General features: G+C 70.9%; 21 protein-coding genes and 1 riboswitch. Of the genes, 9 read left to right on the forward strand and 12 right to left on the reverse strand.

The features are described 5' to 3' along the window. Nucleotides 1-14: 14 nt before the first annotated feature. Together AC068D_RS16075 and AC068D_RS16080 are read right to left on the reverse strand one after the other, a co-directional pair. Entirely contained in the window at nucleotides 15-977 is a 963-nt protein-coding gene (locus AC068D_RS16075; protein ID WP_478823649.1) for a decaprenyl-phosphate phosphoribosyltransferase, read from the reverse strand. Then, nucleotides 970-1,659, reverse strand: a complete 690-nt coding sequence (locus AC068D_RS16080) for a phosphatase PAP2 family protein (protein WP_478823650.1) — start codon at nucleotides 1,657-1,659, stop codon at nucleotides 970-972. The genes AC068D_RS16075 and AC068D_RS16080 overlap by 8 nt, the downstream gene beginning before the upstream one ends. Nucleotides 1,660-1,937: 278 nt before the next feature. Between AC068D_RS16080 and AC068D_RS16085 the strand changes: the two genes are divergently transcribed. Both AC068D_RS16085 and AC068D_RS16090 read left to right on the forward strand, forming a co-directional pair. After that, complete coding sequence (locus AC068D_RS16085) at nucleotides 1,938-3,347, forward strand: FAD-binding oxidoreductase (RefSeq protein ID WP_478823651.1); 1,410 nt, start codon at nucleotides 1,938-1,940, stop codon at nucleotides 3,345-3,347. A gap of 66 nt (nucleotides 3,348-3,413) precedes the next feature. Next, nucleotides 3,414-4,169 (forward strand): decaprenylphospho-beta-D-erythro-pentofuranosid-2-ulose 2-reductase, encoded by a 756-nt coding sequence (locus AC068D_RS16090; RefSeq protein WP_478823652.1) that lies wholly within the window; start codon nucleotides 3,414-3,416, stop codon nucleotides 4,167-4,169. A 102-nt stretch (nucleotides 4,170-4,271) separates the two neighbouring features. On the opposite strand, the gene AC068D_RS16095 is transcribed toward AC068D_RS16090, so the two are convergent. Both AC068D_RS16095 and trpS read right to left on the reverse strand, forming a co-directional pair. Further along, the gene (locus AC068D_RS16095; protein WP_478823653.1) at nucleotides 4,272-4,862 is read right to left on the reverse strand and encodes a 2'-5' RNA ligase family protein; all 591 of its coding nucleotides are present in this window, start codon (nucleotides 4,860-4,862) and stop codon (nucleotides 4,272-4,274) included. Nucleotides 4,863-5,032: 170 nt separating this feature from the next. After that, the gene (trpS, locus tag AC068D_RS16100) at nucleotides 5,033-6,046 is read right to left on the reverse strand and encodes a tryptophan--tRNA ligase (protein ID WP_478823654.1); all 1,014 of its coding nucleotides are present in this window, start codon (nucleotides 6,044-6,046) and stop codon (nucleotides 5,033-5,035) included. A 163-nt stretch (nucleotides 6,047-6,209) separates the two neighbouring features. Here trpS and AC068D_RS16105 point away from each other — a divergent pair, with 163 nt between their 5' ends. The 3 genes from AC068D_RS16105 (at nucleotide 6,210) to AC068D_RS16115 (ending at nucleotide 8,450) form a co-directional block, all read left to right on the forward strand. Beyond that, on the forward strand, nucleotides 6,210-6,827 hold the full coding sequence (locus tag AC068D_RS16105; RefSeq protein WP_478823655.1) for an RNA polymerase sigma factor: 618 nt from the start codon (nucleotides 6,210-6,212) through the stop codon (nucleotides 6,825-6,827). Further along, the gene (locus tag AC068D_RS16110; RefSeq protein WP_478823656.1) at nucleotides 6,820-7,611 is read left to right on the forward strand and encodes a hypothetical protein; all 792 of its coding nucleotides are present in this window, start codon (nucleotides 6,820-6,822) and stop codon (nucleotides 7,609-7,611) included. The genes AC068D_RS16105 and AC068D_RS16110 overlap by 8 nt, the downstream gene beginning before the upstream one ends. Before the next feature lie 116 nt (nucleotides 7,612-7,727). Further along, nucleotides 7,728-8,450, forward strand: coding sequence for a hypothetical protein (locus AC068D_RS16115; protein WP_478823657.1), 723 nt, complete (start codon nucleotides 7,728-7,730; stop codon nucleotides 8,448-8,450). 143 nt (nucleotides 8,451-8,593) lie between these two features. On the opposite strand, the gene AC068D_RS16120 is transcribed toward AC068D_RS16115, so the two are convergent. After that, complete coding sequence (locus AC068D_RS16120; protein WP_478823658.1) at nucleotides 8,594-9,868, reverse strand: serine hydroxymethyltransferase; 1,275 nt, start codon at nucleotides 9,866-9,868, stop codon at nucleotides 8,594-8,596. A gap of 38 nt (nucleotides 9,869-9,906) precedes the next feature. Then, a riboswitch (ZMP/ZTP riboswitch) is annotated at nucleotides 9,907-9,996 on the reverse strand. A 211-nt stretch (nucleotides 9,997-10,207) separates the two neighbouring features. Between AC068D_RS16120 and rocD the strand changes: the two genes are divergently transcribed. Further along, nucleotides 10,208-11,416: an ornithine--oxo-acid transaminase gene (gene rocD / locus AC068D_RS16125; protein ID WP_478823659.1), complete on the forward strand. Its 1,209-nt coding sequence runs from the start codon at nucleotides 10,208-10,210 to the stop codon at nucleotides 11,414-11,416. A 235-nt stretch (nucleotides 11,417-11,651) separates the two neighbouring features. On the opposite strand, the gene AC068D_RS16130 is transcribed toward rocD, so the two are convergent. Together AC068D_RS16130 and AC068D_RS16135 are read right to left on the reverse strand one after the other, a co-directional pair. Continuing rightward, nucleotides 11,652-12,833, reverse strand: a complete 1,182-nt coding sequence (locus AC068D_RS16130) for a glutathionylspermidine synthase family protein (protein ID WP_478823660.1) — start codon at nucleotides 12,831-12,833, stop codon at nucleotides 11,652-11,654. Between the two features lie 19 nt (nucleotides 12,834-12,852). Next, entirely contained in the window at nucleotides 12,853-13,131 is a 279-nt protein-coding gene (locus AC068D_RS16135; protein ID WP_478823919.1) for a hypothetical protein, read from the reverse strand. A gap of 133 nt (nucleotides 13,132-13,264) precedes the next feature. Between AC068D_RS16135 and AC068D_RS16140 the strand changes: the two genes are divergently transcribed. Next, the gene (locus tag AC068D_RS16140) at nucleotides 13,265-14,134 is read left to right on the forward strand and encodes a DMT family protein (RefSeq protein WP_478823920.1); all 870 of its coding nucleotides are present in this window, start codon (nucleotides 13,265-13,267) and stop codon (nucleotides 14,132-14,134) included. A gap of 57 nt (nucleotides 14,135-14,191) precedes the next feature. On the opposite strand, the gene pdxR is transcribed toward AC068D_RS16140, so the two are convergent. Further along, complete coding sequence (pdxR, locus tag AC068D_RS16145) at nucleotides 14,192-15,697, reverse strand: MocR-like pyridoxine biosynthesis transcription factor PdxR (RefSeq protein WP_478823661.1); 1,506 nt, start codon at nucleotides 15,695-15,697, stop codon at nucleotides 14,192-14,194. A 47-nt stretch (nucleotides 15,698-15,744) separates the two neighbouring features. Between pdxR and AC068D_RS16150 the strand changes: the two genes are divergently transcribed. Then, nucleotides 15,745-16,236 (forward strand): carboxymuconolactone decarboxylase family protein, encoded by a 492-nt coding sequence (locus AC068D_RS16150; RefSeq protein WP_478823662.1) that lies wholly within the window; start codon nucleotides 15,745-15,747, stop codon nucleotides 16,234-16,236. A 12-nt stretch (nucleotides 16,237-16,248) separates the two neighbouring features. Then, the gene (locus AC068D_RS16155; RefSeq protein ID WP_478823663.1) at nucleotides 16,249-16,965 is read left to right on the forward strand and encodes an isocitrate lyase/PEP mutase family protein; all 717 of its coding nucleotides are present in this window, start codon (nucleotides 16,249-16,251) and stop codon (nucleotides 16,963-16,965) included. 455 nt (nucleotides 16,966-17,420) lie between these two features. On the opposite strand, the gene AC068D_RS16160 is transcribed toward AC068D_RS16155, so the two are convergent. Genes AC068D_RS16160 through AC068D_RS16175 form a run of 4 tightly spaced genes read right to left on the reverse strand, consistent with a single transcriptional unit; the run spans nucleotide 17,421 to nucleotide 23,024 of the window. Continuing rightward, entirely contained in the window at nucleotides 17,421-18,383 is a 963-nt protein-coding gene (locus AC068D_RS16160; protein ID WP_478823664.1) for an ABC transporter substrate-binding protein, read from the reverse strand. 30 nt (nucleotides 18,384-18,413) lie between these two features. Then, nucleotides 18,414-20,393, reverse strand: a complete 1,980-nt coding sequence (locus AC068D_RS16165; RefSeq protein ID WP_478823665.1) for an ABC transporter permease — start codon at nucleotides 20,391-20,393, stop codon at nucleotides 18,414-18,416. Between the two features lie 46 nt (nucleotides 20,394-20,439). Then, nucleotides 20,440-21,486, reverse strand: coding sequence for a quaternary amine ABC transporter ATP-binding protein (locus AC068D_RS16170; RefSeq protein WP_478823666.1), 1,047 nt, complete (start codon nucleotides 21,484-21,486; stop codon nucleotides 20,440-20,442). Then, nucleotides 21,483-23,024, reverse strand: a complete 1,542-nt coding sequence (locus tag AC068D_RS16175) for a GMC family oxidoreductase (protein WP_478823667.1) — start codon at nucleotides 23,022-23,024, stop codon at nucleotides 21,483-21,485. Before AC068D_RS16175 ends, AC068D_RS16170 begins: the two co-directional genes overlap by 4 nt. Nucleotides 23,025-23,040: the final 16 nt, after the last annotated feature.

Genomic DNA, 23,040 nt, shown 5'->3' on the forward strand with positions numbered 1-23,040 from the left:
CCGATCCCGATCCGTCACAGGTCCATGACGGCCATGACGTACATCGACAGCCACAGCAGTCCGATGACGGCGAGCGGCCGATCGCGCAGGACGACCTCCTCCGGGGCACCGGCCGTCCCCCGGTCCGCGAACACCGCGTACCGCAGCACCGCGAGGATGAACACGATCACCGAGATCTGACGCCAGGGCAGCAAGGAGCCGTCCGCGGTGCCGTCGCCCTCCAGGGCCCAGAGGCAGTAACCGAGCACCGCCACCCCAGCGGCCAACTGCCAGACGAACCGCAGATAGCCGGTGGTGTAGGCGGTGAGCAGCGACCGGGTCGCGCCGCCCGCGCCCGCCATCTCCACGGCTTCCGAATAGCGCTTGGCCGCCACCATGAACAACGCGCCGAAACCGGTGGTGATCAGGAACCAACGGGAGAGCGGGATGGACAGGGCGACCCCGCCGATCATGGCCCGCATCAGGAACCCGGTGGTGACGACGGCAAGATCGACAACGAGGACGTGCTTGAGCCGGACGCAGTACGCGAGCTGCATCGTGACGTACGCGGCCAGCAGCGCCGCCGTCATCGCATTGCACAGGACCACGGCCGCGGTGGTCGCGGCGACGGCAAGGAAGGCACCGGCGGCATAGGCGACGGCCACCGGCACTTCTCCGGCGGCCACCGGACGCAGGCACTTCACCGGGTGCGCCCGGTCGGCCTCGGCGTCCCGCGCGTCATTGATCAGATACACGGCGGCGGCAGCCGCCGTGAAAAGGGTGAACACGACGGCCAGTTGGACCGCGGTCTGCCGGGAAGCCAGTTCGCCGGCGGCCCCGGGGGCCGCCACGACCAGCACGTTCTTGATCCACTGGCGCGGCCGTGCGGTCCTGATCAGCCCGGCGGACAGCCTCAGGGGGCGGGGGGCACGCGTGGGCGGCGGGCCGTCGGGGCGGCGCTCCGGCTGGTCGAGGACCGCGGTGCTGCGCTCAGCCACGAGTGCCCCCGGCACCGGAGCGGTTCACGACGACCGCGCTGACCACACCCGCAGACCTGCGCGCGAGCGGGCCCGTGGCCGAGCCCTTGACCGGACCTGCGGCGCCGCGCGCGGTCCTGCCCACCGCCCTGTGCAGGGCGCGGCCGGCGGTCCTGCTCTGCGCACCGTCCGCCTCCGGCCGGGACCGCAGCCATGTCCTCCCCAGACGTGCCGTCAGCCCACCCAGGAGCGCGCCGGCGGCCACATCGGTCGGATAGTGCACGCCGACGACGAGCCGGGACACACACATCGCCGCGGCCAGAGGCGGCACCAATCGGCGGCCGGCGGGGCGCAGCGCACCGAAGGCGACGGTCGCGGCCGCCGCGGCAGTGGCATGGGAGCTGGGAAAGGAGTGCGGGCCAGCGGTGCGCACGAGCGGTTCCCGCATGGGCAGCCGCGGCCGCGGACGGCGTACCACCAGCTTGACGGCCATGCTGGCCAGATGGGCAACGCCGATCAGCACGGTGCCGTGCAGCCAGCCGCGGCAGCGCTCCCGGTCGGCAGCCGCGCACAGGAGACCCGTCGCGATCCACAGTGCGCCGTGCTCGCCGCTGCGCGAGAGCGCCCGGGCGGCGGTGGCCACCTTCGGCTCCCGTCCGCAGTCGCGCAGGGCGGCGAGCAGCCGGTGATCGGCATCCGCCAAGCGCTTCCAGTGTGCCGCCCGGTGCGTTGCGCGGCCCGTCGCCCGACCCGTCGTCCGGCCCGGACCGCCGGCCGCGCGGCCCGTCGCCGAGCCCACTGCCCGGTGCGCCCACTCGAGGCATCGCATCTGCCACCCCTTTCACTTGGACCAGGGGCGACTCTTCTCAACCGGACGCTCTCATTCACGGCAATCTTTGATGACACTCGTTTAATCACCCATTTCGGCGAGTCAGCCGACATTGGAGCAATTCACCTATATGTGGCGATAGCGTCGCGCATATGTCTGCCGACTCCTGTGTCGCTCCCGGCCGTGCCATGACCGGCGATCTGCCCGTGACCGTGACCGGCTGGGGCCGCACCGCCCCTTCGGCCGCGCTGCTCGTCCGGCCCCGTACCTACGAGGAGGCGGCGGCGGTCGTGCACACCTGTGGTCAACGCGGCTCCATCGCACGCGGCCTCGGCCGTGCCTACGGTGACGCCGCACAGAACGCGGGCGGCGTCGTCCTCGACATGACCGGCCTCGACCGGATCCGCACCGTCGACGCGGAGGCCGGCGTCGTGGTGTGCGACGCGGGTGTGAGCCTGCACCGGCTGATGAAGGTGATGCTGCCGCTCGGCTGGTTCGTGTCCGTCACACCGGGAACCCGCCAGGTGACGGTGGGCGGGGCCATCGGCGCAGACGTCCACGGCAAGAACCACCATGTCTGCGGCTCGTTCTCCCGCCATGTGCGGTCGCTGGAACTGCTCACCGCCGACGGTGAGGTGCGTACGGTCCTGCCCGGCACCGATCTGTTCGACGCGACCGCGGGCGGGATGGGCCTGACCGGGCTGATCCTTTCGGCCACGCTCCAGCTGCACCCCGTCGAGACCTCCCTGATGTCCGTCGACACCGAACGGGCCGCGGACCTCGACGACTTGATGGCGCGGCTCACCGCGACCGACGACCGCTACCGCTATTCCGTGGCCTGGATCGATCTGCTCGCGCGCGGGGCCGCGACCGGACGCTCGGTCCTCACCCGCGGGGAGCACGCGCCCCTGGACGCACTTCCGCCGCGCGCTCGGCGCCGGCCCCTGGGGTTCCGTCCCGGTCGGCTCCCGTCGGCTCCCGGCTTCGTGGGCCACGCTCCGGACCTGGTGGCCGAAAGGCTGCTCGGCCGGACGTCGGTGTCCCTCTTCAACGCGCTCTGGTACCGCAGGGCGCCTCGCTCACGCACCGGTGAGCTCCAGAGGATCGGCACGTTCTTCCATCCGCTCGACGGACTGCCGCACTGGAACCGGATCTACGGACGGAGCGGCTTCGTCCAGTACCAGTTCGTGGTCGGGTACGGACAGGAGGAGGCACTGCGCGGCATGGTGCGGCGGATCGCCGGGCACGGCTGTCCTTCGTTCCTGGCCGTGCTCAAGCGGTTCGGCAGCGGCGATCCGGGCTGGCTGTCGTTCCCGGTGCCCGGCTGGACGCTCGCCCTCGACATCCCGGCCGGACTGCCGGGGCTCGGCCGTTTCCTCGACGACCTGGACGAGCAGGTGGCCGCGGCCGGGGGGCGGGTGTACCTGGCCAAGGACTCGCGGCTGCGGCCGGAACTGCTGGCCTCGATGTATCCCGGGCTGGACCGTTTCCGGGCCCTGCGCGCCGAACTCGACCCGCGCGGGGTGTTCATGTCGGACCTGGCCCGCCGTCTTCGCCTCTGACCGCGGACGCGTCCCTCCGGCCGCCCGCACGACGACACGAACTCCGACGATGAAGGAGCACTCCCGATGAAGGACGCCTTCGGCCTCCCCCAGTCCCTGCTGGTCCTCGGCGGTACGTCCGAGATCGGCCTCGCCACCGCACGCCGGCTGGTGGTCCGCCGCACCCGAAAGGTCTGGCTGGCCGGGCGCGCGTCCCCCGCACTGGAGTCGGCTGCGGCCTCGCTGCGCGGTCTGGGTGCGGAGGTGCGCACCGTCCCCTTCGACGCACTCGATCCCGCCGGGCACGAAGAGGTGCTGGGGAAGATCTTCGCCGAGGGCGACATCGACATGGTGCTGCTCGCCTTCGGGATCCTCGGCGACCAGGCGCGGGACGAGGCCGAGCCACTCTCGGCGGTCCGGGTCGCCCAGACCAACTACACCGGAGCGGTCTCGTCGGGACTGATCTGCGCGGGCGCCCTGCAGACCCAGGGCCATGGCTCGCTCGTGGTGCTGTCCTCGGTCGCGGGCGAGCGGGCGCGGCGGGCCAATTTCATCTACGGGTCGTCGAAGGCGGGTCTGGACGCCTTCGCCCAAGGGCTGGGCGACGCCCTGTACGGGACTGGTGCGCACGTGATGGTGGTCAGGCCGGGCTTCGTGCGGTCGAGGATGACGGCGGGTCTGCCTGAGGCTCCACTGGCCACCACCCCGGAGGAGGTCGCTCTGGCGATCGAGACGGGGCTGCGACGGCGCTCGGAGACGGTCTGGGTGCCCGGCCCGCTACGTGTGGTGATGTCGGTGCTGCGGCACGTACCGCGAGCGGTCTTCCGCCGGCTGCCCGTGTGACCGGACGCCCGGAACGGATGCGCCGGGCGCGGGCGGGACGGGGGCCGGAGCCCCGGTTCCGCGCTTCCCGGGCCCCGGAAGCCCGAGCGTGTCGTGGAAGGGCTAGCGAGGCGTGGTGGCCGGTTCGTCGACCGACGTCCCCTGAGCGGGCACGTTGGGCAGCGTCGTTCCGCCGCCGAAGGCGTACTCATGGAGCTTGCGCCACACCTCGTCCGGGCCCTGCTCGTAGAGCGCGAACGAGGTGCAGGTCCACTCCGCCTCGTACCCGGACAGTTCTTCGTACGCCCGGTCCATCGCCTCGTCCGCGATGCCATGGGCGACGGTCACATGCGGGTGGTACGGGAACTGCAGCTCCCTGACCAGTGGCCCCGACCTGTCCCGGACCCGCTGCTGGAGCCTGGTGCAGGCCGAGGCACCCTCGACGACCTTGACGAAGACGACGGGCGAGACGGGACGGAAGGTGCCGGTTCCCGACAGACGCATCGGGAACGGCCTGCTCGTCGCTGCCACGCGGGCGAGATGCGCCTCGACGGACGGAAGGGCCGAGGCGTCGGCCTCGGTGGGCGGAACAAGAGTGACGTGCGTGGGGATGCCGTGCGCGGCGGGATCCCCGAAGCCCGCGCGCCGCTCCTGGAGCAGGCTGCCGTAGGGCTCCGGGACCGCGATCGAAACGCCGAGCGTTACGGTCCCCACGTCGTTCTCCTATCCGGGTTCTCGATGACGGTTCTCGATGATCTGGCGTTGTGGTGCGTTCCTGCTGCGGGTCCCCGCGTCCCGGGAGCCGCGTCCGGCCCCCGGGCCGGAATGTCCGCGCAGCCGCCAGTGTGACGGCTGCGGCGGGCATCCCGCCAGAGTCCTTGGACTCAGTGCTTGGCGGGCAGGAAGCCCACCCTGTCGTAGGTCTGCGCGAGGGTCTCGGCGGCAACGGCCCGGGCCTTCTCCGCTCCCTTGGCGAGGATGGAGTCGAGCGTCTCCGGGTCGTCCAAGTATCCCTGTGTCCGGGCCTTGAACGGCGTGACGAAGTCCACCATGACCTCGGCGAGGTCGGTCTTCAGCGCACCGTAGCCCTTGCCCTCGTAGTTCCGCTCCAGATCCGCGACAGCCGTACCGGTGAGGGTGGACATGATGGTGAGCAGGTTGCTGACGCCCGGCTTGTTCTCGGCGTCGAAGCGGATCACCGTGTCCGTGTCGGTGACCGCGCTCTTGACCTTCTTCGCCGTCGCCTTCGGCTCGTCGAGCAGGTTGATCAGGCCCTTGGGGTTGGCCGTCGACTTGCTCATCTTGCTGGACGGGTCCTGGAGGTCGTAGATCTTCGCCGTCTCCTTGAGGATGTACGCCGAGGGGACCGTGAACGTCTGCCCGTACCGGCCGTTGAAGCGCTCGGCGAGATCGCGCGTCAGCTCGATGTGCTGGCGCTGGTCCTCGCCGACCGGTACCTCGTTGGCCTGGTACAGCAGGATGTCGGCGACCTGGAGGATCGGGTAGGTGAAGAGGCCGACCGTGGCACGGTCGGCGCCCTGCTTGGCGGACTTGTCCTTGAACTGGGTCATCCGCGAGGCCTCGCCGAAGCCGGTGAGGCAGTTCATGACCCAGCCGAGCTGGGCGTGCTCGGGCACATGGCTCTGGACGAACAGCGTGCACCGCTCGGGGTCGAGGCCCGCGGCGAGCAGCTGGGCGGCGGCGAGGCGGGTATTGGCCCGCAGCTCGGCCGGGTCCTGCGGGACGGTGATCGCATGCAGGTCCACCACCATGTAGAAGGCGTCGTGCGTCTCCTGCAGCGCGACCCACTGGCGGACCGCTCCGAGGTAGTTGCCGAGGTGGAACGAGCCTGCGGTGGGCTGGATTCCGGAGAGCACACGGGGACTGTCAGAGGCCATGCTCAGCATTCTCTCAGGTACCGCCGACAGGACGGGAACCGATCTCCGGAAGGACACGGGAGTTCCCGTCCGGTTCGAGGGAGTTCCGAGGGAGTTCCCGGGAAGTTCAAGGGGGTTCAGGGGGGAACCGATCGGCGGTGGGCGGTGTACCAAGGGTGTGAGCATGCGGAAGGGGACCCTGGAGGGGGGCCGCACTCTGACCGTCGTCGACGAGGCCGCGGTGATCGCGCGCGTACGTGCCGGGGAGCCCGAGGCGTATGCGGAGCTGGTGCGTGCGTACACAAAGGTGGCGCTGCGCGCGGCGGTGACCTGTGGTGCCGGGGCGGACGCCGAGGACGTGGTGCAGTCCGCCTTCTTCAAGGCCTATCGGTCGCTGGACCGGTTCCGGGACGGCTCGGCATTCCGGCCCTGGCTCCTACGGATCGTCGCAAATGAGACAAAGAACACAGTGCGGTCGGCAGTCCGTCTGCGCAGCCTCGCCGGACGGGAGGCGATGCTGCTGGGGGCGGCCGAGCCGCTGATACCGGATTCCGCCGAGCCTGCGGCAGCGGCCGTGGCGGAGGAACGCCGGGCCGCTCTGCTGGCCGCCCTGGACGAACTGGGCGAGGAGCAGCGGCAGGTGGTGGTCCACCGCTATCTGCTGGAACTGGACGAGACGGAGACGGCACAGGCGCTGGGCTGGCCGAGGGGGACGGTCAAGTCGCGGCTGAACCGAGCGCTGAAAAAGCTGGGACGTCTGCTGCCGGAAGGCCCGGAGGAGGGAGGTGACGAGCATGGCTGAGCGCGAGCCGTCCGGGGGGCTGCCGGAGGAGCTGCGGAGGCTGGGACAGCGGCTGCCGGTCCCGGATGTCGACGGCGAGACGATGGCCGAGCGGGTGCTGGCCCGGATAGTGGCCGAGTCGGTGCCGGCTCCGGTGCCGGTCGCCGGGCGGACGCGCAGGCTGGGGGGCTGGGTGCGCCGGCGCCGGCGCGCGCTGGGCGTCACGCTGTCCGGTGTCCTGATCGTGCTGGTACTCACTCCCCCGGTGCGGGCGACCGTCGCGGACTGGTTCGGCTTCGGCGGTGTCCAGGTGCGGTACGACCCCTCGGCGACGCCCCCGCCCAGGGCCGCCGTGCCCTCGTGCGCATCGCCGGTGCCCTTGGCGGAGGCCGGGCACCTGGCCGGCTTCGGCGCCCGGGTCCCGGAGCGACTGGGCGAGCCGGACGCTGTTTCCGTGGGCGTGGCGTCCGGCGGGCGCCGGGTGATCAGTCTCTGCTGGTACGAGCGGTCGGGGACGCTCCGGCTCGACGAGTTCCCGGCACGGCTGGACCCCGGGTTCGCCAAGCAGGTGCGGGTCCACCCGGAGTGGCTGGAGCTGTCCGGCGGCCGGAACGGCCTGTGGTTCGCCCGGCCGCATGTGCTGCGGTTCCCGCTCACAGGTGAGACCGGAGAGCAGTGGACCGAGTCGAGGCGCACGGCAGGTCCGACCCTGCTGTGGATGTCGGCGGACCAGCGGACGACGCTGCGGCTGGAGGGCGTGGCCGACCTGGACCGGGCGCGGAGCATCGCGGAATCGACCCCCTGAAATCCCCGCCCGCGGAACGGGAACCGGACCGGCTCGGGCGGTGTACCAGAAGTGACGCGGGACGGTGCGGACGGTCCGCACCGGGCGTCGGCTGGGCAGGGGGAAGCATGCGACCGATGCGACTGCTACGACGGCTCGCCGCCGTGACGGGGCTGCTGACCATGTCTCTGGGTGCGGGACTGTTCCTCGCCCCCGGAGCGGTGGCCGGGGGTCCCACGAGTGTGCTGATCGTCTCTCCGGAGAGCAGCGAGGCAGCTGCTTACTACTACTCCGCTCAGGAGTACCAGGCCCTCACGGATCTGCTGGGCCAAGGCTCGTCCGGTGACACGGACCGGCCTCCGTCCCTGGATTCGGTGACGGGACTGCGGCAGATCAATGTGACCTGGATGGCGCACGACATCAGTCCCTGGCGGGTGGACGAGATCCATCCGTCGGACGACGCGAGCACGGTCTGGATCCACACGGCAGTCGGACTGCCGACGTCGTACGAGGGCCTGTGGCACAAGGCCGACAAGCCGGCGGAGCTGACCGCGCTGCTGAAGAAGGTCGGCGTCATGGGCAGGAAGACCGGCGGGCAGGACGTCCACGGCGGCTCTCGGGAGCCGTCCGGTGCGGGCAGCGCGGAATCCGCAGAGGTGTCGGGGGATTCACCGGCCGCCGGGGCAGCCGGGGAGGCCGGCGGTCCCGTCGCATGGTGGTGGGCGATACCCGGTCTCGTGGCCGGGACCGTCCTGGGGCTGGCCCTGCGCCCGCTCGCGGCCCGGCTGCCGCGTCCGCCGTTCGGCGGACGCGGCGAAGACCGGGAGACCGGGCCGCGCCAGCAGCTGCTGGATGCCTAGTGCTGTGACCGTTGCCGGGAAGCTCGCGGCCTCCGGTGCAGGGGTCTCCCCGGGCCCGCCAGGGCCGAACGGAAGAGCCCGCACGACGGGGAGGGGGCACTTTCCCCTCCGGAGACCGGTCGAGCCGTCGTCGCGCCTTCCGGCTACGCCGGAAGGCCGGGCGCCGGGAAGGAGGCCATCAGGTCCGCGACCTCGGCGCGGATGACGGCCAGGGCATCCTCGTCGCCCGTCCCGGCGGCGGTGACACCCCGGTCGATCCAGTCGGCGACCGTGGACATGTGCTGCGTACCAAGGCCCCGGGAAGTGAGGGAGGGGGTGCCGATCCGGACACCGGAGGGGTCGAAGGGCTTCCGGGGGTCGTAGGGAACGGTGTTGTAGTTGACCACGATCCCGGCACGGTCCAGCGCCTTGGCCGCGACCTTGCCCGGGACGGTCTTGGGCGTGAGGTCCATCAGGATCAGGTGGTTGTCGGTACCGCCGGAGACCAGGTCGAAGCCCCGGGCGAGCAACTCCTCGGCAAGTGCCTTGGCGTTGGCGACGACCGCGTGGGCGTAGTCACGGAAGGAGGGCCGGGCGGCCTCGTGCAGGGCCACGGCGATCGCCGCCGTGGTCTGGTTGTGCGGACCGCCCTGCAGACCGGGGAAGACCGCCTTGTCGATGGCCTTGGCGTGCTCCTCGCGGGACATGAGCATCGCTCCGCGCGGCCCCCTCAGCGTCTTGTGCGTGGTCGTGGAGATCACGTCCGCGTGCGGCACCGGCGACGGGTGGGCGCCGCCCGCGATCAGACCCGCGATATGTGCGACGTCGGCGACCAGCACGGCGCCTGCCTCGCGGGCGATCTCCCCGAAGGCGGCGAAGTCGATGGTGCGGGGAAGAGCCGTGCCACCACAGAAGATGACCTTGGGCCGCTCCTTGAGCGCCAGTTCGCGCACCTCGTCGAAGTCGATGAGGCCGGTGTCCTGACGAACGCCGTACTGCACGCCGCGGAACCACTTGCCGGTTGCCGAGACGCCCCACCCATGGGTGAGGTGGCCGCCCATCGGGAGGGCCATGCCCATCACGGTGTCACCGGGCTCGGCGAAGGCCAGGTAGACGGCGAGGTTCGCCGGGGAGCCGGAGTAGGGCTGGACGTTGGCGTGCTCGACGCCGAAGAGCTGCTTGGCACGGGCGATGGCGAGCAGCTCGACCTGGTCGATGTTCTGCTGGCCCTCGTAGTAGCGGCGCCCGGGGTAGCCCTCGCTGTACTTGTTCTGCAGGACGGTGCCGGAGGCTTCGAGGACCGCCTGCGAGACGTAGTTCTCGCTGGGGATCAGCCTCAGTGTGTCGGCCTGCAGCCGCTCCTCGGCACCGACGAGCGCGGCCAGCTCGGGATCGGTCGCGGTGAGGGCGGGGTGGTTGTGCTGAGCGGGGAGAGTCATGGCGTCCTCCGGGCAGGCAGTCGGTGGGATTCACGGTCCCGGGGTGCCCAGGCGAGCGGCACCTCGTCGTTCTGCCGCGCACGGCTTCCCCGCGGTCCTTTCCGCGTACGCCAGTCGCCGTGCGTGCCCTCAACCCTACTCGCAGCAGCCCCGGGGGCCGGTCGCGGGTTCCGAAACTACGGGGAAACGGAAAGGTCTGCGGTGAATCGGGTCCGAAGCCCGATGTTTCTTCACCCGACGGCCGAGCGACGATAGAAAGGAGCCACCGCCCAGGCCCCGGTCCGGGCCCTCATCCCGGCCCCGGTCCGACGACCAAGCCGCAGGACGAACGGAGAACCCGTGTCTGCTACGGACAGAGCGATCGCCTCCGCAGAGGCGCACAGCGCCCACAACTACCACCCGCTGCCCATCGTCATCGCCTCGGCCGACGGCGCGTGGATGACGGACGTCGAGGGGCGGCGCTACCTCGACATGCTCGCCGGGTACTCGGCGCTCAACTTCGGCCATGGCAACCGGCGGCTGATCGACGCCGCCAAGGCCCAGCTGGAGCGGGTGACGCTGACGTCCCGGGCGTTCCACCACGACCGGTTCGCCGACTTCTGCACCCAGCTCGCGGAGCTGTGCGGCATGGAGATGGTGCTCCCCATGAACACCGGGGCGGAGGCGGTGGAGACCGCCGTGAAAACGGCACGGAAATGGGGATACAAGGTCAAGGGCGTTCCGCCGGGACAGGCGAAGATCGTCGTCGCGGCGAACAACTTCCACGGCCGGACGACTACGGTCATCAGCTTCTCGACCGACCCGGAGGCCCGTGCCGACTTCGGCCCCTACACGCCGGGTTTCGAGATCGTCCCGTACGGCGATCTCACCGCCCTGCACCGGGCGGTCAGTGCGAACACGGTGGCCGTGATGTTGGAGCCGATCCAGGGCGAGGCGGGGGTCCTGGTACCGCCGGACGGCTATCTCGCCGGGGTGCGGGAGCTGACCCGCGAGCAGAATGTGCTGTTCATCGCGGACGAGATCCAGTCCGGTCTGGGCCGCACCGGCCGCACCTTCGCCTGCGAGCACGAAGGCGTCGTCCCGGACATGTATCTCCTGGGCAAGGCGCTGGGCGGCGGCGTCGTGCCGGTGTCGGCGGTCGTCTCCTCGAACGAGGTGCTCGGGGTCTACCGGCCCGGTGAGCACGGCTCGACGTTCGGCGGCAATCCGCTGGCCTGTGCCGTGGCGCTCGAGGTCATCGGAATGCTCCGCACCGGCGAGTTCCAGCAGCGCGCCACCGAGCTGGGCGAGCATCTGCACCATGAACTGAATCTGCTGGTCGGCGGCGGTGCCGTGGAGGCAGTGCGTGGGCGTGGGCTGTGGGCCGGGGTCGACATCGTTCCGTCGCACGGCACGGGCCGGGAGATCTCCGAGAAGCTGATGGACCGTGGTGTTCTGGTGAAGGACACACACGGTTCGACGATCCGGATCGCGCCTCCGCTGGTGATCAGCAAGGAGGACCTGGACTGGGGCCTCGACCAGCTGCGCGGGGTGCTGGCCGGCGAGTGACCCGTCGCGGTGCGCCGGGTCCGCGGGGGACCCGGCGCACCGGGGCACGGCGCCATGGCCCAGCGGACCACGGCACAGCGGCCGTGCCCGGGCGCCGCGGGCGGATCCCGCCGGGCGTGGCCCGCCGCCCTGGCAGGGCGTCACGGGCCGGTGGACCTTCCGGTCACGGCACTCACGTGAGTCTTCAGCCTGTGCGGCCACGGGCGCAGGGCTCGAAGAGCGGTCAGACGAGCGGTCAGAGAATCACGTGCGGGAGGAAGCGGGCGTATTCGTCCGTGATCAGGCCGGACGACTCCCGGATGCCGAGCCCCGCAGCCTCGTTCTCGACGACCCAGGCACCGAGCACGACGCGGTTGCCGTCGAAGTCGGGCAGCGATGCCAACTCCTGGTAGCAGCACGGCTCTTCCCGCACCACCGGTTGCCCGCCGGGCTCATGGACGGTGACGCCCTCACCCTCGCGGCCCAGCAGCGGCTTGGCCACGTAGCCGTTCCGCTCGGCGAGTTCACGCGGCCCGTCGAGATAGGTGGGGAGCAGATTCGGGTGCCCCGGATACAGCTCCCACAGGACGGCGAGCAGCGCCTTGTTGGACAGCAGCATCTTCCAGGCGGGCTCGATCCAGCAGGTGGTTCCGGTGCCGCCGCCGTTGTCCAGGGTGTCGAGGACATGCGGGCCGAAGCGGTCGGTGGTCAGCCACTCCCACGGGTACAGCTTGAAACAGCTGCGGATGAAGCGCAGCCGGTCGTCCACGAAACGCCTCGACAACCGGTCCCAGCCGATCCGCTCGACCGAGAGCGCCTCGGTGGCGAGGCCGGCCTGCTGTGCGGTCTCCCGCAGATAGGCGACCGTCATCAGGTCCTCGCCGAGCAGGTCACCGTCGGAGTGCACGAAGTGGACCGGCCCCGGCGGCAGGAGCGGTGCCTGCCGCTTCCAGGCATCGACGAGCCGTTCATGGAGGGAGTTCCACTGGTCGGCGCCGGGAAAGCGCTCCTCCATCCAGAACCACTGCGGGCTGGCCGCCTCGACGAGCGACGTGGGGGTGTCCGCGTTGTACTCCAGCATCTTGGCCGGGCCCGTGCCGTCGTAGCGCAGATCGAACCGCCCGTAGATCGACGGCAGTTCGGCCCGACGCCGCCAGGACTCCGCGACGCGTCCGGCGAGCCGGGGGTCGGTGATGCCGAGGTCCGCGAAGCGGTCGTGCTCCACGATGTGCGCGGCCGCGGCCAGACACATGGTGTGCAGCTCCTCGACCACCTCCTCCAGCGCCTCGACCTCGGGCAGCGAGAACTCGTAGTAGGCGCTCTCGTCCCAGTACGGCCGCAGGGAACCGTCCGGGTACCGGGTGAGCGGATAGATGAGCCCCTGCTCCTCGACGATCTCCTGCCAGCCGGGACGCGGGTCAATGGTGTGACGTTTCATCAGTACGTGCCCCTGTGGCTCAGCCGCCGCCGGTGCGGGAGGAACCGAAGCCTCCGCTGTCGACGGCCGCCTTGTTGAAGCTGCCGCCGGAGACCTTGCCGTTGCCGTGGACGCTTCCGCCGTAGTAGTAGCGGCCGTGGCCGTCGTCGTCCTCGCACTCGTAGTCGGGCAGTACCTCTTCCGTCACGGGGTCTATGCACCGCTCGTCGGGCTCCGAGCCACAGGACGTCAGTGTCGCCGCCAGCACCCCCATGCCGCCGAGCACCACCGCGCCCGACCTCAGCCTGCGCCGCACCATCTTCCCGGCCTCCCCGTCCTTGTGCATGTCGAGCCAGTCGACGAACCGCCGCACACATTAGATGGCGGCCCCGCCCGTCCGTAAGCCCGGTCCACGAACCCTCCCCAACTAGAGTCGCTTTGTGTTCTTTGGGATGTTCTGCGCAATTGCTTCGGCGGTCTGCTACGGCCTGGCCACGGTCTTCCAGGCAGTCGCCGCCCGTGCCGTCGTCGAGCCGGGCCCTGCCTCCGGGGTCGACACCGCACTGCTCCTGCGGGCGGTGCGGCAGTGGCGGTACATCCTGGGACTCGCCCTGGACGGGATCGGATTCGCACTGCAGATCGTGGCACTGCGACTGATCCCGATCTATGCCGTGGGTGCGGCACTCGCGGCGAGCCTGGCGGTGACGGCGGTGGCCGCGACCCGGGTGCTGTCGGTACGGCTGACCCGCATCGAATGGACCGCGGTCGCAGTGGTCTGCGCGGGCCTCGGGATGCTGGGGCTGGCCTCGGGGCCGGAGGGCTCCCAGACCCCGCCGCCCGCACTGAAATGGGTGCTGCTGGGTACGGCGGTCGGCGTGCTGCTGATCGGCGCCGCAGCGGGCCGGCTGCCGGGGCGCTCCCGGGCGCTCGTGCTGGGCCTGGGCGCGGGTATCGGCTTCGGAGTGCCCGAGGTGGCGGTCCGGCTGCTGGACTCGGTGGACTTCACGAACCCGGCGCTGTACGCCCTGCTGCTGGGCGGGGCCGCGGCCTTCCTGCTGCTCACCTCGGCCTTCGCCCACGGCTCGGTGACCACGGCCACGGCCGGGCTGGTCCTCACGGAGACCCTGCTCCCGTCGGCCGTCGGTGTCGTCTGGCTCGGCGACCGCACGCGCGAGGGCCTCGCCTGGCTCGCGGTCACCGGCTTTGTGATCTCGGTGGCCGGGGCGCTGGTGCTGGCCCGCTTCGGCGAGATCCCGGCCCCGGCGGAACCGGGCCCCGTCCCTCCGGAGGATGTGCCCGGTGGCCCGCCCGCTCCGGGGTAGCCATCGCGGCCACGGTCGCAGCCGCAGCCGCAGCCGCAGCCGGGGCAGCGTCCCGGTTCACGGCAGAACCCGGCACAGCGCGTCCAGCGTGCCCTGCCAGGCGCTGTCCGACGGGGTGCCGTAACCGACGACCAGCGCATCCCGGGCGACCGGTGTGCGGGGGTGGTGGTAGCGGGAGAGGCCCTCGATCGCGAGGCCCTGCCGGGCCGCTGCCCGGACGACCGAGCGCTCCGTGCCCGGGGGCAGTTCGAGGACCGCGTGCATCCCGGCGGCGATGCCGCTGACCCGGATGCCGGGGGCACGTTCCGCGAGGGCCTCGACGAGCTGGTCGCGACGCCGTCGGTAGCGCAGTCGCATCGCCCGTACATGACGGTCGTACGCACCGGACTCGATGAACTCCGCGAGCGTCAGCTGGTCCGGCGTGCCCGACGCCCAGTCCGCCTCGCCCTTCGCCGCGGCCACCTCCGCGACCAGGCTCTCCGGCAGGACCATCCAGCCGAGCCGCAGCCCGGGCGCCAGGGACTTGCTGGCCGTACCGAGATGGACGACCCGATCCGGGTCGAGGCCCTGGAGCGCGCCGACCGGCTGGCGGTCGTAGCGGAACTCCCCGTCGTAGTCGTCCTCCAGGATCAGCCCTCCCGTACGCCGGGCCCAGTCGACGGCGGCGGTCCGCCGGTCCGGGTGCAGCGCCACGCCCATGGGGAACTGGTGCGCCGGCGTGAGCAGCACCGCGCCGACGCCCTTCAGCCCGGCCAGCTCCTCGGTCCGCGTCCCGCGTTCGTCGAAGGGCAGCGCGGGCAGCCGCAGCCCCGCGTCACTGAGCCGCTTCCAGTGGAGATCGAGCCCGTACGCCTCCACGGCGACTTCCCGCACCCGTCGCTGCCGCAGCACCTTCGCGAGAAGCATCAGCCCGTGGACGTACCCGGAGCAGACGACGATCCGGTCGGGCTCCGCATAGACCCCGCGCGCCCGTGCGAGATATTCGGCGAGGACGGTGCGCAGTTCGATGCGCCCGAGTGTGTCGGTGTAGCCGAAGGCCTCGTGCGGGGCGGCCGTCAGCGCTCGGCGGGCCGCCTTGAGCCACTCGGCGCGGGGGAAGGACGCAAGATCGGGCGAGCCGGCCATCAGGCTGTACGCGGGCCTGCGTTGCGGCGGACTCGTCCGTGGCGCGGCGGCGGCCCTGCGACGGCTGGGGGTGGCACGGCGGGCGACCCTGGTGCCCGAGCCCTGCCGGGCCGTGAGCCAGCCCTCCGCGACGAGTTCGGCGTAGGCGTCGGCGACCGTGTTGCGTGCGAGGCCCAGATCGGCGGCAAGCACACGGGACGAGGGCAGTCGGGTGCCGGGCGCCAGGCGCCCGGTGCGCACGGCCTCGCGCAGCGCGTCCATCAGGCCCGTGCGAAGCCCGGAACCACGCAGCTCGAGATGGAAGTCCGCGCCGAGCGGGGACCCGGATGCGGCGCGCGAAGCACCTGCGGGAGAAGCCTCGGCGCCGGCTTCGGAGTCCGCTCGGGAGCCGTGGGCGGCCTCGGGGTCGGTATCGGAAGTGGCCCAGTCATCCGTCATGGAAATGGACCATACAGATGCGCCATGGGGCTCGTACGGTGATCATCATGACGACCACGGAGTTCCACCACGAGCACACCCCGCGCATGGAGCTGGCGAAGCTGGCCCCCGAGGTCTACAAGGCCATGCTGGCACTGGACTCGGCGGCGGGGCAGGGCCTCGACCCCGTACTGCTCGAACTCGTCAAGATCCGCGCCTCGCAGCTCAACCACTGTGCCTTCTGCCTCGACATGCACACCAAGGACGCACTGGCGGCGGGTGAGTCCGTCGAGCGGATCATCCAGCTGAGCGCCTGGGAGGAGTCGCGGCACTTCTACACGCCGAAGGAGACCGCGGCGATCGAACTGACCGAGGCGATCACGGTGCTGACGAACGGATTCGTCCCGGACGAGGTGTACGAGAGGGCTGCTCGGCACTTCGAGGAGGAGGAGCTCGCACAGCTGATCGCGGCGATCACGGTCATCAACGCATGGAACCGGTTCGCCGTCTCGACACGGATGGCTCCGGGCCACTACACGCCCGGTCAGTTCAGGCACTGAGGGGTCGGTACTGTGTCGGTGAACCAATTCCGCGCCCTGCACCACGACAGGGCCCCCGAGGACCCGCTGGTCCTGCCCGGCCCATGGGACGCGGCGAGCGCCCGGGTGTTCGCCGACGCGGGCTTCCCCGCGCTCGCGACGCCCAGTGCGGGCGTGGCGGCGTCCCTCGGGCACAAGGACGGCGAGACCCCGGCGGAGGAGATGTTCGCGGCGGTCGCACGCATCGTCCGTGCCGTTGACGTCCCCGTTTCGGCGGATGTCGAGGCGGGCTACGGGCTCTCCTCGGCAGAGCTGGTGGAGCGGGTCCTCGGCACCGGGGCGGTCGGCATCAACCTGGAGGACTCGGGCCCGGGCAAAGCGCTCGTCGACCCGCGTCGGCAGGCCGACCGGCTCGCGGAGATACGTGCGGATGCGGGCGATGCACTGTTCCTCAACGCTCGCGTGGACACGTTCATCCGCGGAGTGACCGATCCCGCGGCGGCGGTCGAGCGGGCCCTGCTGTACGTCGCCGCGGGCGCGGACTGCGTCTACCCGATCGGCGCCCCGCCGGAGGCCCTGCCCCGGCTCCGCGAGGCCGTTCCGGGGCCGGTCAACGCGGGGAAGTTCGCGGGCGCCCCGTCCGTCGCCGAGCTCGGCCGCCTCGGCGCCACCCGGATCACCTTCGGGCCGGGCCTTCTTCTGCGCACCCTCGACGCGGTCCGCGACATCGCGGCCACCCTGCACACCTGACCCCGTACGGGTCCGGGGCCACGGGGTGCCCCGCGCACGTACGGCCCCGGAACCGTCTCGCGGCTCGGGTGAGGTGCCCCGGAGTGTCCCGTCGTCATGGCCGGCCGCGACGCCACCCGGCCACCCCGGCCGCCCAACGGGACCGGTCCCGGTCCTGCTCCTCGTGAAGCGAGCAGAGCCGGGACCGGGCAGCGGGCCACGCTGCGTCGCGGCAGCACCGGCGGGCGGGAGGACGAACCGCCACCTGCCGGCCACCCGCCTGCCCGTCATCGGACGCCGGACGGGCGAACGTGTGCGCCGCCCCGTCGAACACGTCCCCGCGCCCCGGGCACGGTGGGCACCGGGGACGCCACGCCGGGCGCCGCGCAGGGCTCGGAGTTCAGAGGGCCGCACGCCGGGCCCACAGACCCCGGCCGAGTGAACGGGGGAAGTCGGGGTGGCCGAAAGGCCCCCGGCTACTTCTTCGGCAGCCACGCCTTCCACGTCGACTCGTTGGCCTTCACCCACTTCTCCGCCGCCGCCTCCGGCGACAGCTTCTGGTCGGCGATCATCAGCGCGACCTCGTTCTGCTGCTCGGTCGTCCACTTGAAGTTCTTCAGGAACTCGGCGGCCTCGCCCCCGTCCTTCGCGAAGTCCGCGTTGAAGTACTTCTGCAGCGGGGTCTGCGGGTAGGCGCAGGCGACCTTCTTCGGGTCGGCGTCGCAGCCCTCCTTGTACTCGGGGAGCTTGACCTCGACCATGTCGATCTCGTTGTTCAGCCACTGCGGGGTCCACCAGTACGTGAGGAAGGGCTTCTTCTCCTTCGCGTACTTCTTGATCGCCGTGATCTGGGCCGCCTCGGAGCCGGCGTAGTTCGTCTTCAGATCCAGCTTCAGATTGCTGATGATCGCGTCGTCGTTGGTGACGTAGTCGGGCGAGCCCTCCAGCAGCTCACCCTTGTCACCGCTCTCCGCGGTTCTGAAGTCCTTGGCGTACTTGTTGAGGTTCTTCCAGTCGGTGACATCGGGGTGCGCGTCCGCGAAGTACTTCGGCACGTACCAGCCGATGTGGCCGGTGACGCCGAGCTCGCCGCCCTTGACGACGGTCTTCTTCGTCTCGACGTACTGCTTCTCCTCCTTGGGGTGACCCCAGTCCTCGAGGACGGCGTCGACGTCGCCCTTGGACAGCGCGTCCCAGGCCAGCACCTCACCCATCTGCTGGGCCTTGACCGTGTAGCCGAGCTCCTTCTCCAGGATGTGCTCGGCGACGGCGACATTGGCCTGGGCACCGACCCAGGACGGGACGGTGAGGGTGACGGTCTTCTTGCCGCCGATGTCATTGCTCTTGCCGGTGTCGGCGGCGCCGCACGCGGTGAGGCCGAGTATGCCGAAGGTGCCGGCGACTGCGGTGACGGTGCGGAGTGTACGGACGGTACGCATGGTGCTCCTGTCGAGAGAAAACGAGGGGGGTCAGCGGGATTTGCGGGAGCCCGCGGTCGCGGGCTGGGTGATCCGGTCCAGGACGAGCCCGAGGCAGACGATCGCGAGGCCGGCCGTCATACCGAGACCCATCTCGCCCCGGGAAAGGCCCTTCACGACGTCGTAGCCGAGCGCGCCACCGCCGACGAGGCCGCCGACGACGACCACGGCGAGCACCAGCACCACGCCCTGGTTGACGGCGAGCTGCAGCGCCGGGCGGGCGAGCGGCAGCTGCACGCCGAGGAGCTGCTGGCGGGTCGAGGCGCCGAGCGAGTGCGATGCCTCCAGCGCGGCCGGGTCGACATCGCGCAGTCCCTGCGTGGTGATGCGTACGACGGCGGGCAGCGCGTACACCACCGCCGCGACGATCGCCGATGTACGGGTGGCGCCGAAGAGGGCGACGACCGGGATGAGATACACGAACTGCGGCATCGTCTGCATCGCATCCAGCAGAGGCCGGACCCACCGCTCCAGCCGCCCCGCACGGGCGCACAGCACACCCACGAGGAAGCCCAGCACCAGCGTGATCACCAGTGCGGCGAGCACCTGGGAGAGCGTGTCCAGGGACTTCGTCCAGACACCCAGCACACCGACGGCGGCCATCGCACCGGTGGCGGTGAGCGCCGCGGTCCAGTTGCCCACGAGCCAGGCCACGGCGGCGACGAGCAGCAGCACGGACCACCAGGGCAGCCAGAACAGCGTGTCCCGCAGCGGATTGAGGATCCAGAGCGTGAACTCCCGCGCCCACACCTCCATGAAGCTCAGGTTCTCGGTGATCCACTCCTGGGCACGGTTGACCGGCGTGGAGATCTCGTACGTCCACGCCTCGGGCCAGGTGGTGGTGCGTACCGCCGCCGCGACGGCGACGCCGGCGCCGGCCAGCGCCCAGGCACGGCCGCCGTGCAGCCATCCGCCGCCCGGTGCGCTCTCGCCCAGACGGTCGCCCGCGGCGGCAGTCGTACGGTCCAGCCAGATCGCGATCAGCACGATGGGGATGCCCGCGGCGAACGCCTTGCCGACGTCCGTCGTCGACAGCGCCGAGTACACCTCTTCACCGAGGCCGCCCGCACCGACGAGCGCGGCGATGACGACCATCGAGAGAGCCATCATGATCGTCTGGTTGAGTCCGAGCAGCATCTGCTTGCGTGCCAGCGGCAGCCGGGCCGTCCACAGCCGCTGCCAGCCGCTCGCGCCGAGCGACTGGGACGCCTCCAGGGCGGCCGGGTCGGCGCTGCGCAGGCCGAGCGCGGTGAGCCGGGCCATCGGCGGGGCCGCGTAGATGACGGTGCAGAAGAGGGCAGCCGGCGTACCCGTGCCAAAGACCAGCACGAACGGCAGGAGATACGCGAACGCCGGAAGCACCTGCATGGTGTCCAGCACCGGCCGCAGGGCCCGGTCCACACGTTCGGAGATTCCGGCCAGGAGCCCGATCAGCGCGCCGAGCACAGCCGCCACCGCCACGGACACCACCATCAGCGCGATGGTGAGCAGCGTGGCGTCCCACATGCCCAGCAGTCCGCACACGGCGAACGCCCCGAGCGCGGTGAGCGCGACACGCGCGCCGCGCATCCCCAGCCCGGCGGCCCGCCAGGCGATCAGCACGCCCGCCGCGACGACGCCGAGCCAGCCCAGCGCGTCCAGCAACTGGTACACGCCGTTGACCGCGTCGGTCGCCGTATTGGACAGGTGCAGCAGGAAGTAGAGGAAGAGAGGGTGGGTGTCGCGGTTCTCGACGACCCAGGCGTTGGCGTCGTCGAGCGGCTGCGAGATGTCGGCGGTCAGCCCGCCGGGCCAGCTTCCGCCGCCGAGCAGAACGGCACCGAGCACGACGAGCAGGGCGAGCAGTCCGCCGCCCGCCACCAGGCCCCGACGGCGGCGCACGAACGCGCGCACCCCGCCCGGCTGCCCGGACGTCGGCGCTCCGCCCACGGTCTCGGCGGTCTTGGACACTGCGTCCACGGTGACACTCATCCGCACCACCGCCCCGCGGCGGCCAGCGGGTCCGTCATGACGGGGGTCATGCCGCCACCCCCTCGCTCTGCAGTCCCGCGACCACCGCGAGCAGTGCAGCGTGGTCGACGACACCGATGCAGCGGCCGTCCTCCACGACGCGTGCCACGCTCCCGGACCGGGCGACCGCCTCGATCGCCTCGGAGACCGTGGCGTCGGGTGCGACCGCGGGGCCGGAGTCGGCCTCACCCTCGGACGCCGGGCGCATGGCCGTACGGACCGTCATTACCTGTTCGCGCGGCACATCACGGACGAAGTCCCGCACATAGTCGTCGGCGGGCGCGCCGACTATCTCCTCGGGCGTGCCGAGCTGCACGATCCGTCCGTCCCGCATCAGCGCGATCCGGTCGCCGAGGCGCAGCGCCTCGCTCAGGTCGTGGGTGATGAAGACCATCGTGCGGCTCTCCTCGCGGTGCAGCCGCACGACCTCGTCCTGCATGTCGCGGCGGATCAGCGGGTCGAGGGCGCTGAACGGCTCGTCGAAGAGCAGTACTTCCGGGTCGACGGCGAGCGCCCGCGCCAGACCGACGCGCTGCTGCTGACCGCCGGAGAGCTGGCCGGGACGACGGTGTTCGAAGCCCTCCAGACCCACCTTGGCGATCACCTCCGCCGCCTTGGTGCGCCGCTGCGCCCGTCCCATGCCCTGGATCTCCAGCCCGTACGCGACGTTGTCGAGCACGGACCGGTGCGGCAGCAGTCCGAAGTGCTGGAAGACCATGGATGCGCGGTGCCTGCGCAGCTCGCGCAGCCGTGCCTTGTCCATCGACAGCACGTCCTCGCCGTCGATCGCGATCGAGCCGGACGTCGGCTCGATGAGCCGCGTCAGACAGCGCACCAGCGTCGACTTGCCGGAGCCGGACAGACCCATCACGACGAAGACCTCGCCATGGCGGACATCGAAGCTCACATCTCGCACGGCGGCGGTGCAGCCGGTGCGTTCACGCAGCTCGGCGGGGTCGAGGGCGGCGAGATCCGGCGCCCCGGGCACACGCTCGGGCTTCGGTCCGAAGACCTTCCACAGTTCACGTACGGAAAAAACCGGCGGCTTGGTCATCGGCCCTCACTCCCTGTTCCCGTCAGCAGTTCGGCGCATTTCTCGCCGACCATCAGGACCCCGATCATCGGGTTCACAGCGGGCATCGTCGGGAAGACCGAAGCATCCGCAATACGTATTCCGTCGAGTCCGCGTACCTTCAAGTCCGGCGACACCACGGCAAGTTCATCAGTTGAAGCACCCATTCGGCAGGTTCCGGCCGGATGGTAGACGGTATGCGCCACCTTGCGTGCGTACTCGCTCAGCTCCTCGTCACCGGTCACCTCGGGCCCGGGACACACCTCACGCTTCAACCAGTCCGCGAGTGGCGCGGCCTTCGCGATCTCACGCGCGAGACGGATGCCGTCGACGAGCGTGCGGCCGTCGTAGTCGTCCTCGTCCGTGAAGTAGCGGAAGTCGAGGGCGGGCTTGGTCTCCGGGTCGGCGCTGGTCAGGTAGAGGCGCCCGCGGCTGCGCGGCTTGGGGATGTTCGGCGTCATCGACACGCCGTACGGCGGGCGTTCGTAGCCGAGTCGCTCCGGATTGTCGGTGAACGGGATTTGGTAGAAGTGGAACATCAGGTCGGGGCCCTGGTGTTCGGGGTCCCGGCGGACGAACAGCCCGGCGTCGGAGTCCATGGCCGAGTTCTCGGGAATCGGCCCGTGCGTCTCCCAGACGATCACCGACTCGGGATGGTCGAGGAGGTTCTCGCCCACACCCGGCAGATCGTGGACGACGGGTATGCCGAGGGCGGCCAGGTCGGCCTTCGGGCCGATGCCGGAGTGCAGGAGAAGCCTCGGAGTGTCGACGGCGCCCGCGCAGACGACGACTTCGCGCCGAGCCTTGATGAGCCGCTCCGTGCCGTCCTTGCTCCGCACATGGACGCCGGTCGCCCGTGTCCCGTCCAGCTCCAGCCGGTACGCCCACGTCTCGAGCAGCAGCGTGAGATGGGGCCGCGTCTCCATCACCGGATGGAGGTAGGCGACCGACGCCGAGGACCGCTTGTTGTTCTCCGGGTGATAGGCGAGGTCGAAGAAGCCGACTCCCTCGTCGAAGGGCTTCCTGTTGAAGCCCTCGACTCGGGGGACGCCGAGCGCGGTCTGGGCGGCGTCGACGAAGTCACGGGCGATGGCGTTACGGTCCCGCTCGTCCACCGGCACGATGTTGTTGAGCAGCCGGTCGAAGTACGGGTCCATGGCGGCCGCGTCCCAGCCGTCGGCCCCGGCCTCGGCCCACTCGTCCCAGTCGGACGGCAGCGGCTTGAAGGCGATCAGCGTGTTGTGCGACGAGCAGCCGCCGAGGACGCGGGCGCGGCTGTGGCGGATGTGGGAGTTGCCGCGGGGCTGTTCGGTGGTCGGGTAGTCGTAGTCGAGTTCACCGCCGAGGAGTCCCATCCAGCGGCGCAGCGTCAGGACGTCGTCCCGGTCCACGTCGCTCGGGCCGCCCTCGATGACGGCGACGGTGACATCCGGGTTCTCGGTGAGACGGGAGGCGATCACCGAACCGGCGGTGCCGCCCCCGACCACGACATAGTCGTACTCGTGTTCATGCTTGGTCATGCTTCTCCGTTCCCCG

Source organism: Streptomyces sp. NPDC043861 (genome assembly GCF_056435905.1).

Coding starts and splice junctions, on each gene's coding strand:
- AC068D_RS16085 (WP_478823651.1), top strand. CDS start 1,938: ATGTCTGCCGACTCCTGTGTCGCTCCCGGCCGTGCCATGACCGGCGAT.
- AC068D_RS16090 (WP_478823652.1), top strand. CDS start 3,414: ATGAAGGACGCCTTCGGCCTCCCCCAGTCCCTGCTGGTCCTCGGCGGT.
- trpS (WP_478823654.1), bottom strand. CDS start 6,046: ATGGCCTCTGACAGTCCCCGTGTGCTCTCCGGAATCCAGCCCACCGCA.
- AC068D_RS16105 (WP_478823655.1), top strand. CDS start 6,210: ATGCGGAAGGGGACCCTGGAGGGGGGCCGCACTCTGACCGTCGTCGAC.
- AC068D_RS16110 (WP_478823656.1), top strand. CDS start 6,820: ATGGCTGAGCGCGAGCCGTCCGGGGGGCTGCCGGAGGAGCTGCGGAGG.
- AC068D_RS16115 (WP_478823657.1), top strand. CDS start 7,728: ATGCGACTGCTACGACGGCTCGCCGCCGTGACGGGGCTGCTGACCATG.
- AC068D_RS16120 (WP_478823658.1), bottom strand. CDS start 9,868: ATGACTCTCCCCGCTCAGCACAACCACCCCGCCCTCACCGCGACCGAT.
- AC068D_RS16130 (WP_478823660.1), bottom strand. CDS start 12,833: ATGAAACGTCACACCATTGACCCGCGTCCCGGCTGGCAGGAGATCGTC.
- AC068D_RS16135 (WP_478823919.1), bottom strand. CDS start 13,131: ATGGTGCGGCGCAGGCTGAGGTCGGGCGCGGTGGTGCTCGGCGGCATG.
- AC068D_RS16140 (WP_478823920.1), top strand. CDS start 13,265: ATGTTCTGCGCAATTGCTTCGGCGGTCTGCTACGGCCTGGCCACGGTC.
- pdxR (WP_478823661.1), bottom strand. CDS start 15,697: ATGACGGATGACTGGGCCACTTCCGATACCGACCCCGAGGCCGCCCAC.
- AC068D_RS16150 (WP_478823662.1), top strand. CDS start 15,745: ATGACGACCACGGAGTTCCACCACGAGCACACCCCGCGCATGGAGCTG.
- AC068D_RS16160 (WP_478823664.1), bottom strand. CDS start 18,383: ATGCGTACCGTCCGTACACTCCGCACCGTCACCGCAGTCGCCGGCACC.
- AC068D_RS16165 (WP_478823665.1), bottom strand. CDS start 20,393: ATGAGTGTCACCGTGGACGCAGTGTCCAAGACCGCCGAGACCGTGGGC.
- AC068D_RS16170 (WP_478823666.1), bottom strand. CDS start 21,486: ATGACCAAGCCGCCGGTTTTTTCCGTACGTGAACTGTGGAAGGTCTTC.
- AC068D_RS16175 (WP_478823667.1), bottom strand. CDS start 23,024: ATGACCAAGCATGAACACGAGTACGACTATGTCGTGGTCGGGGGCGGC.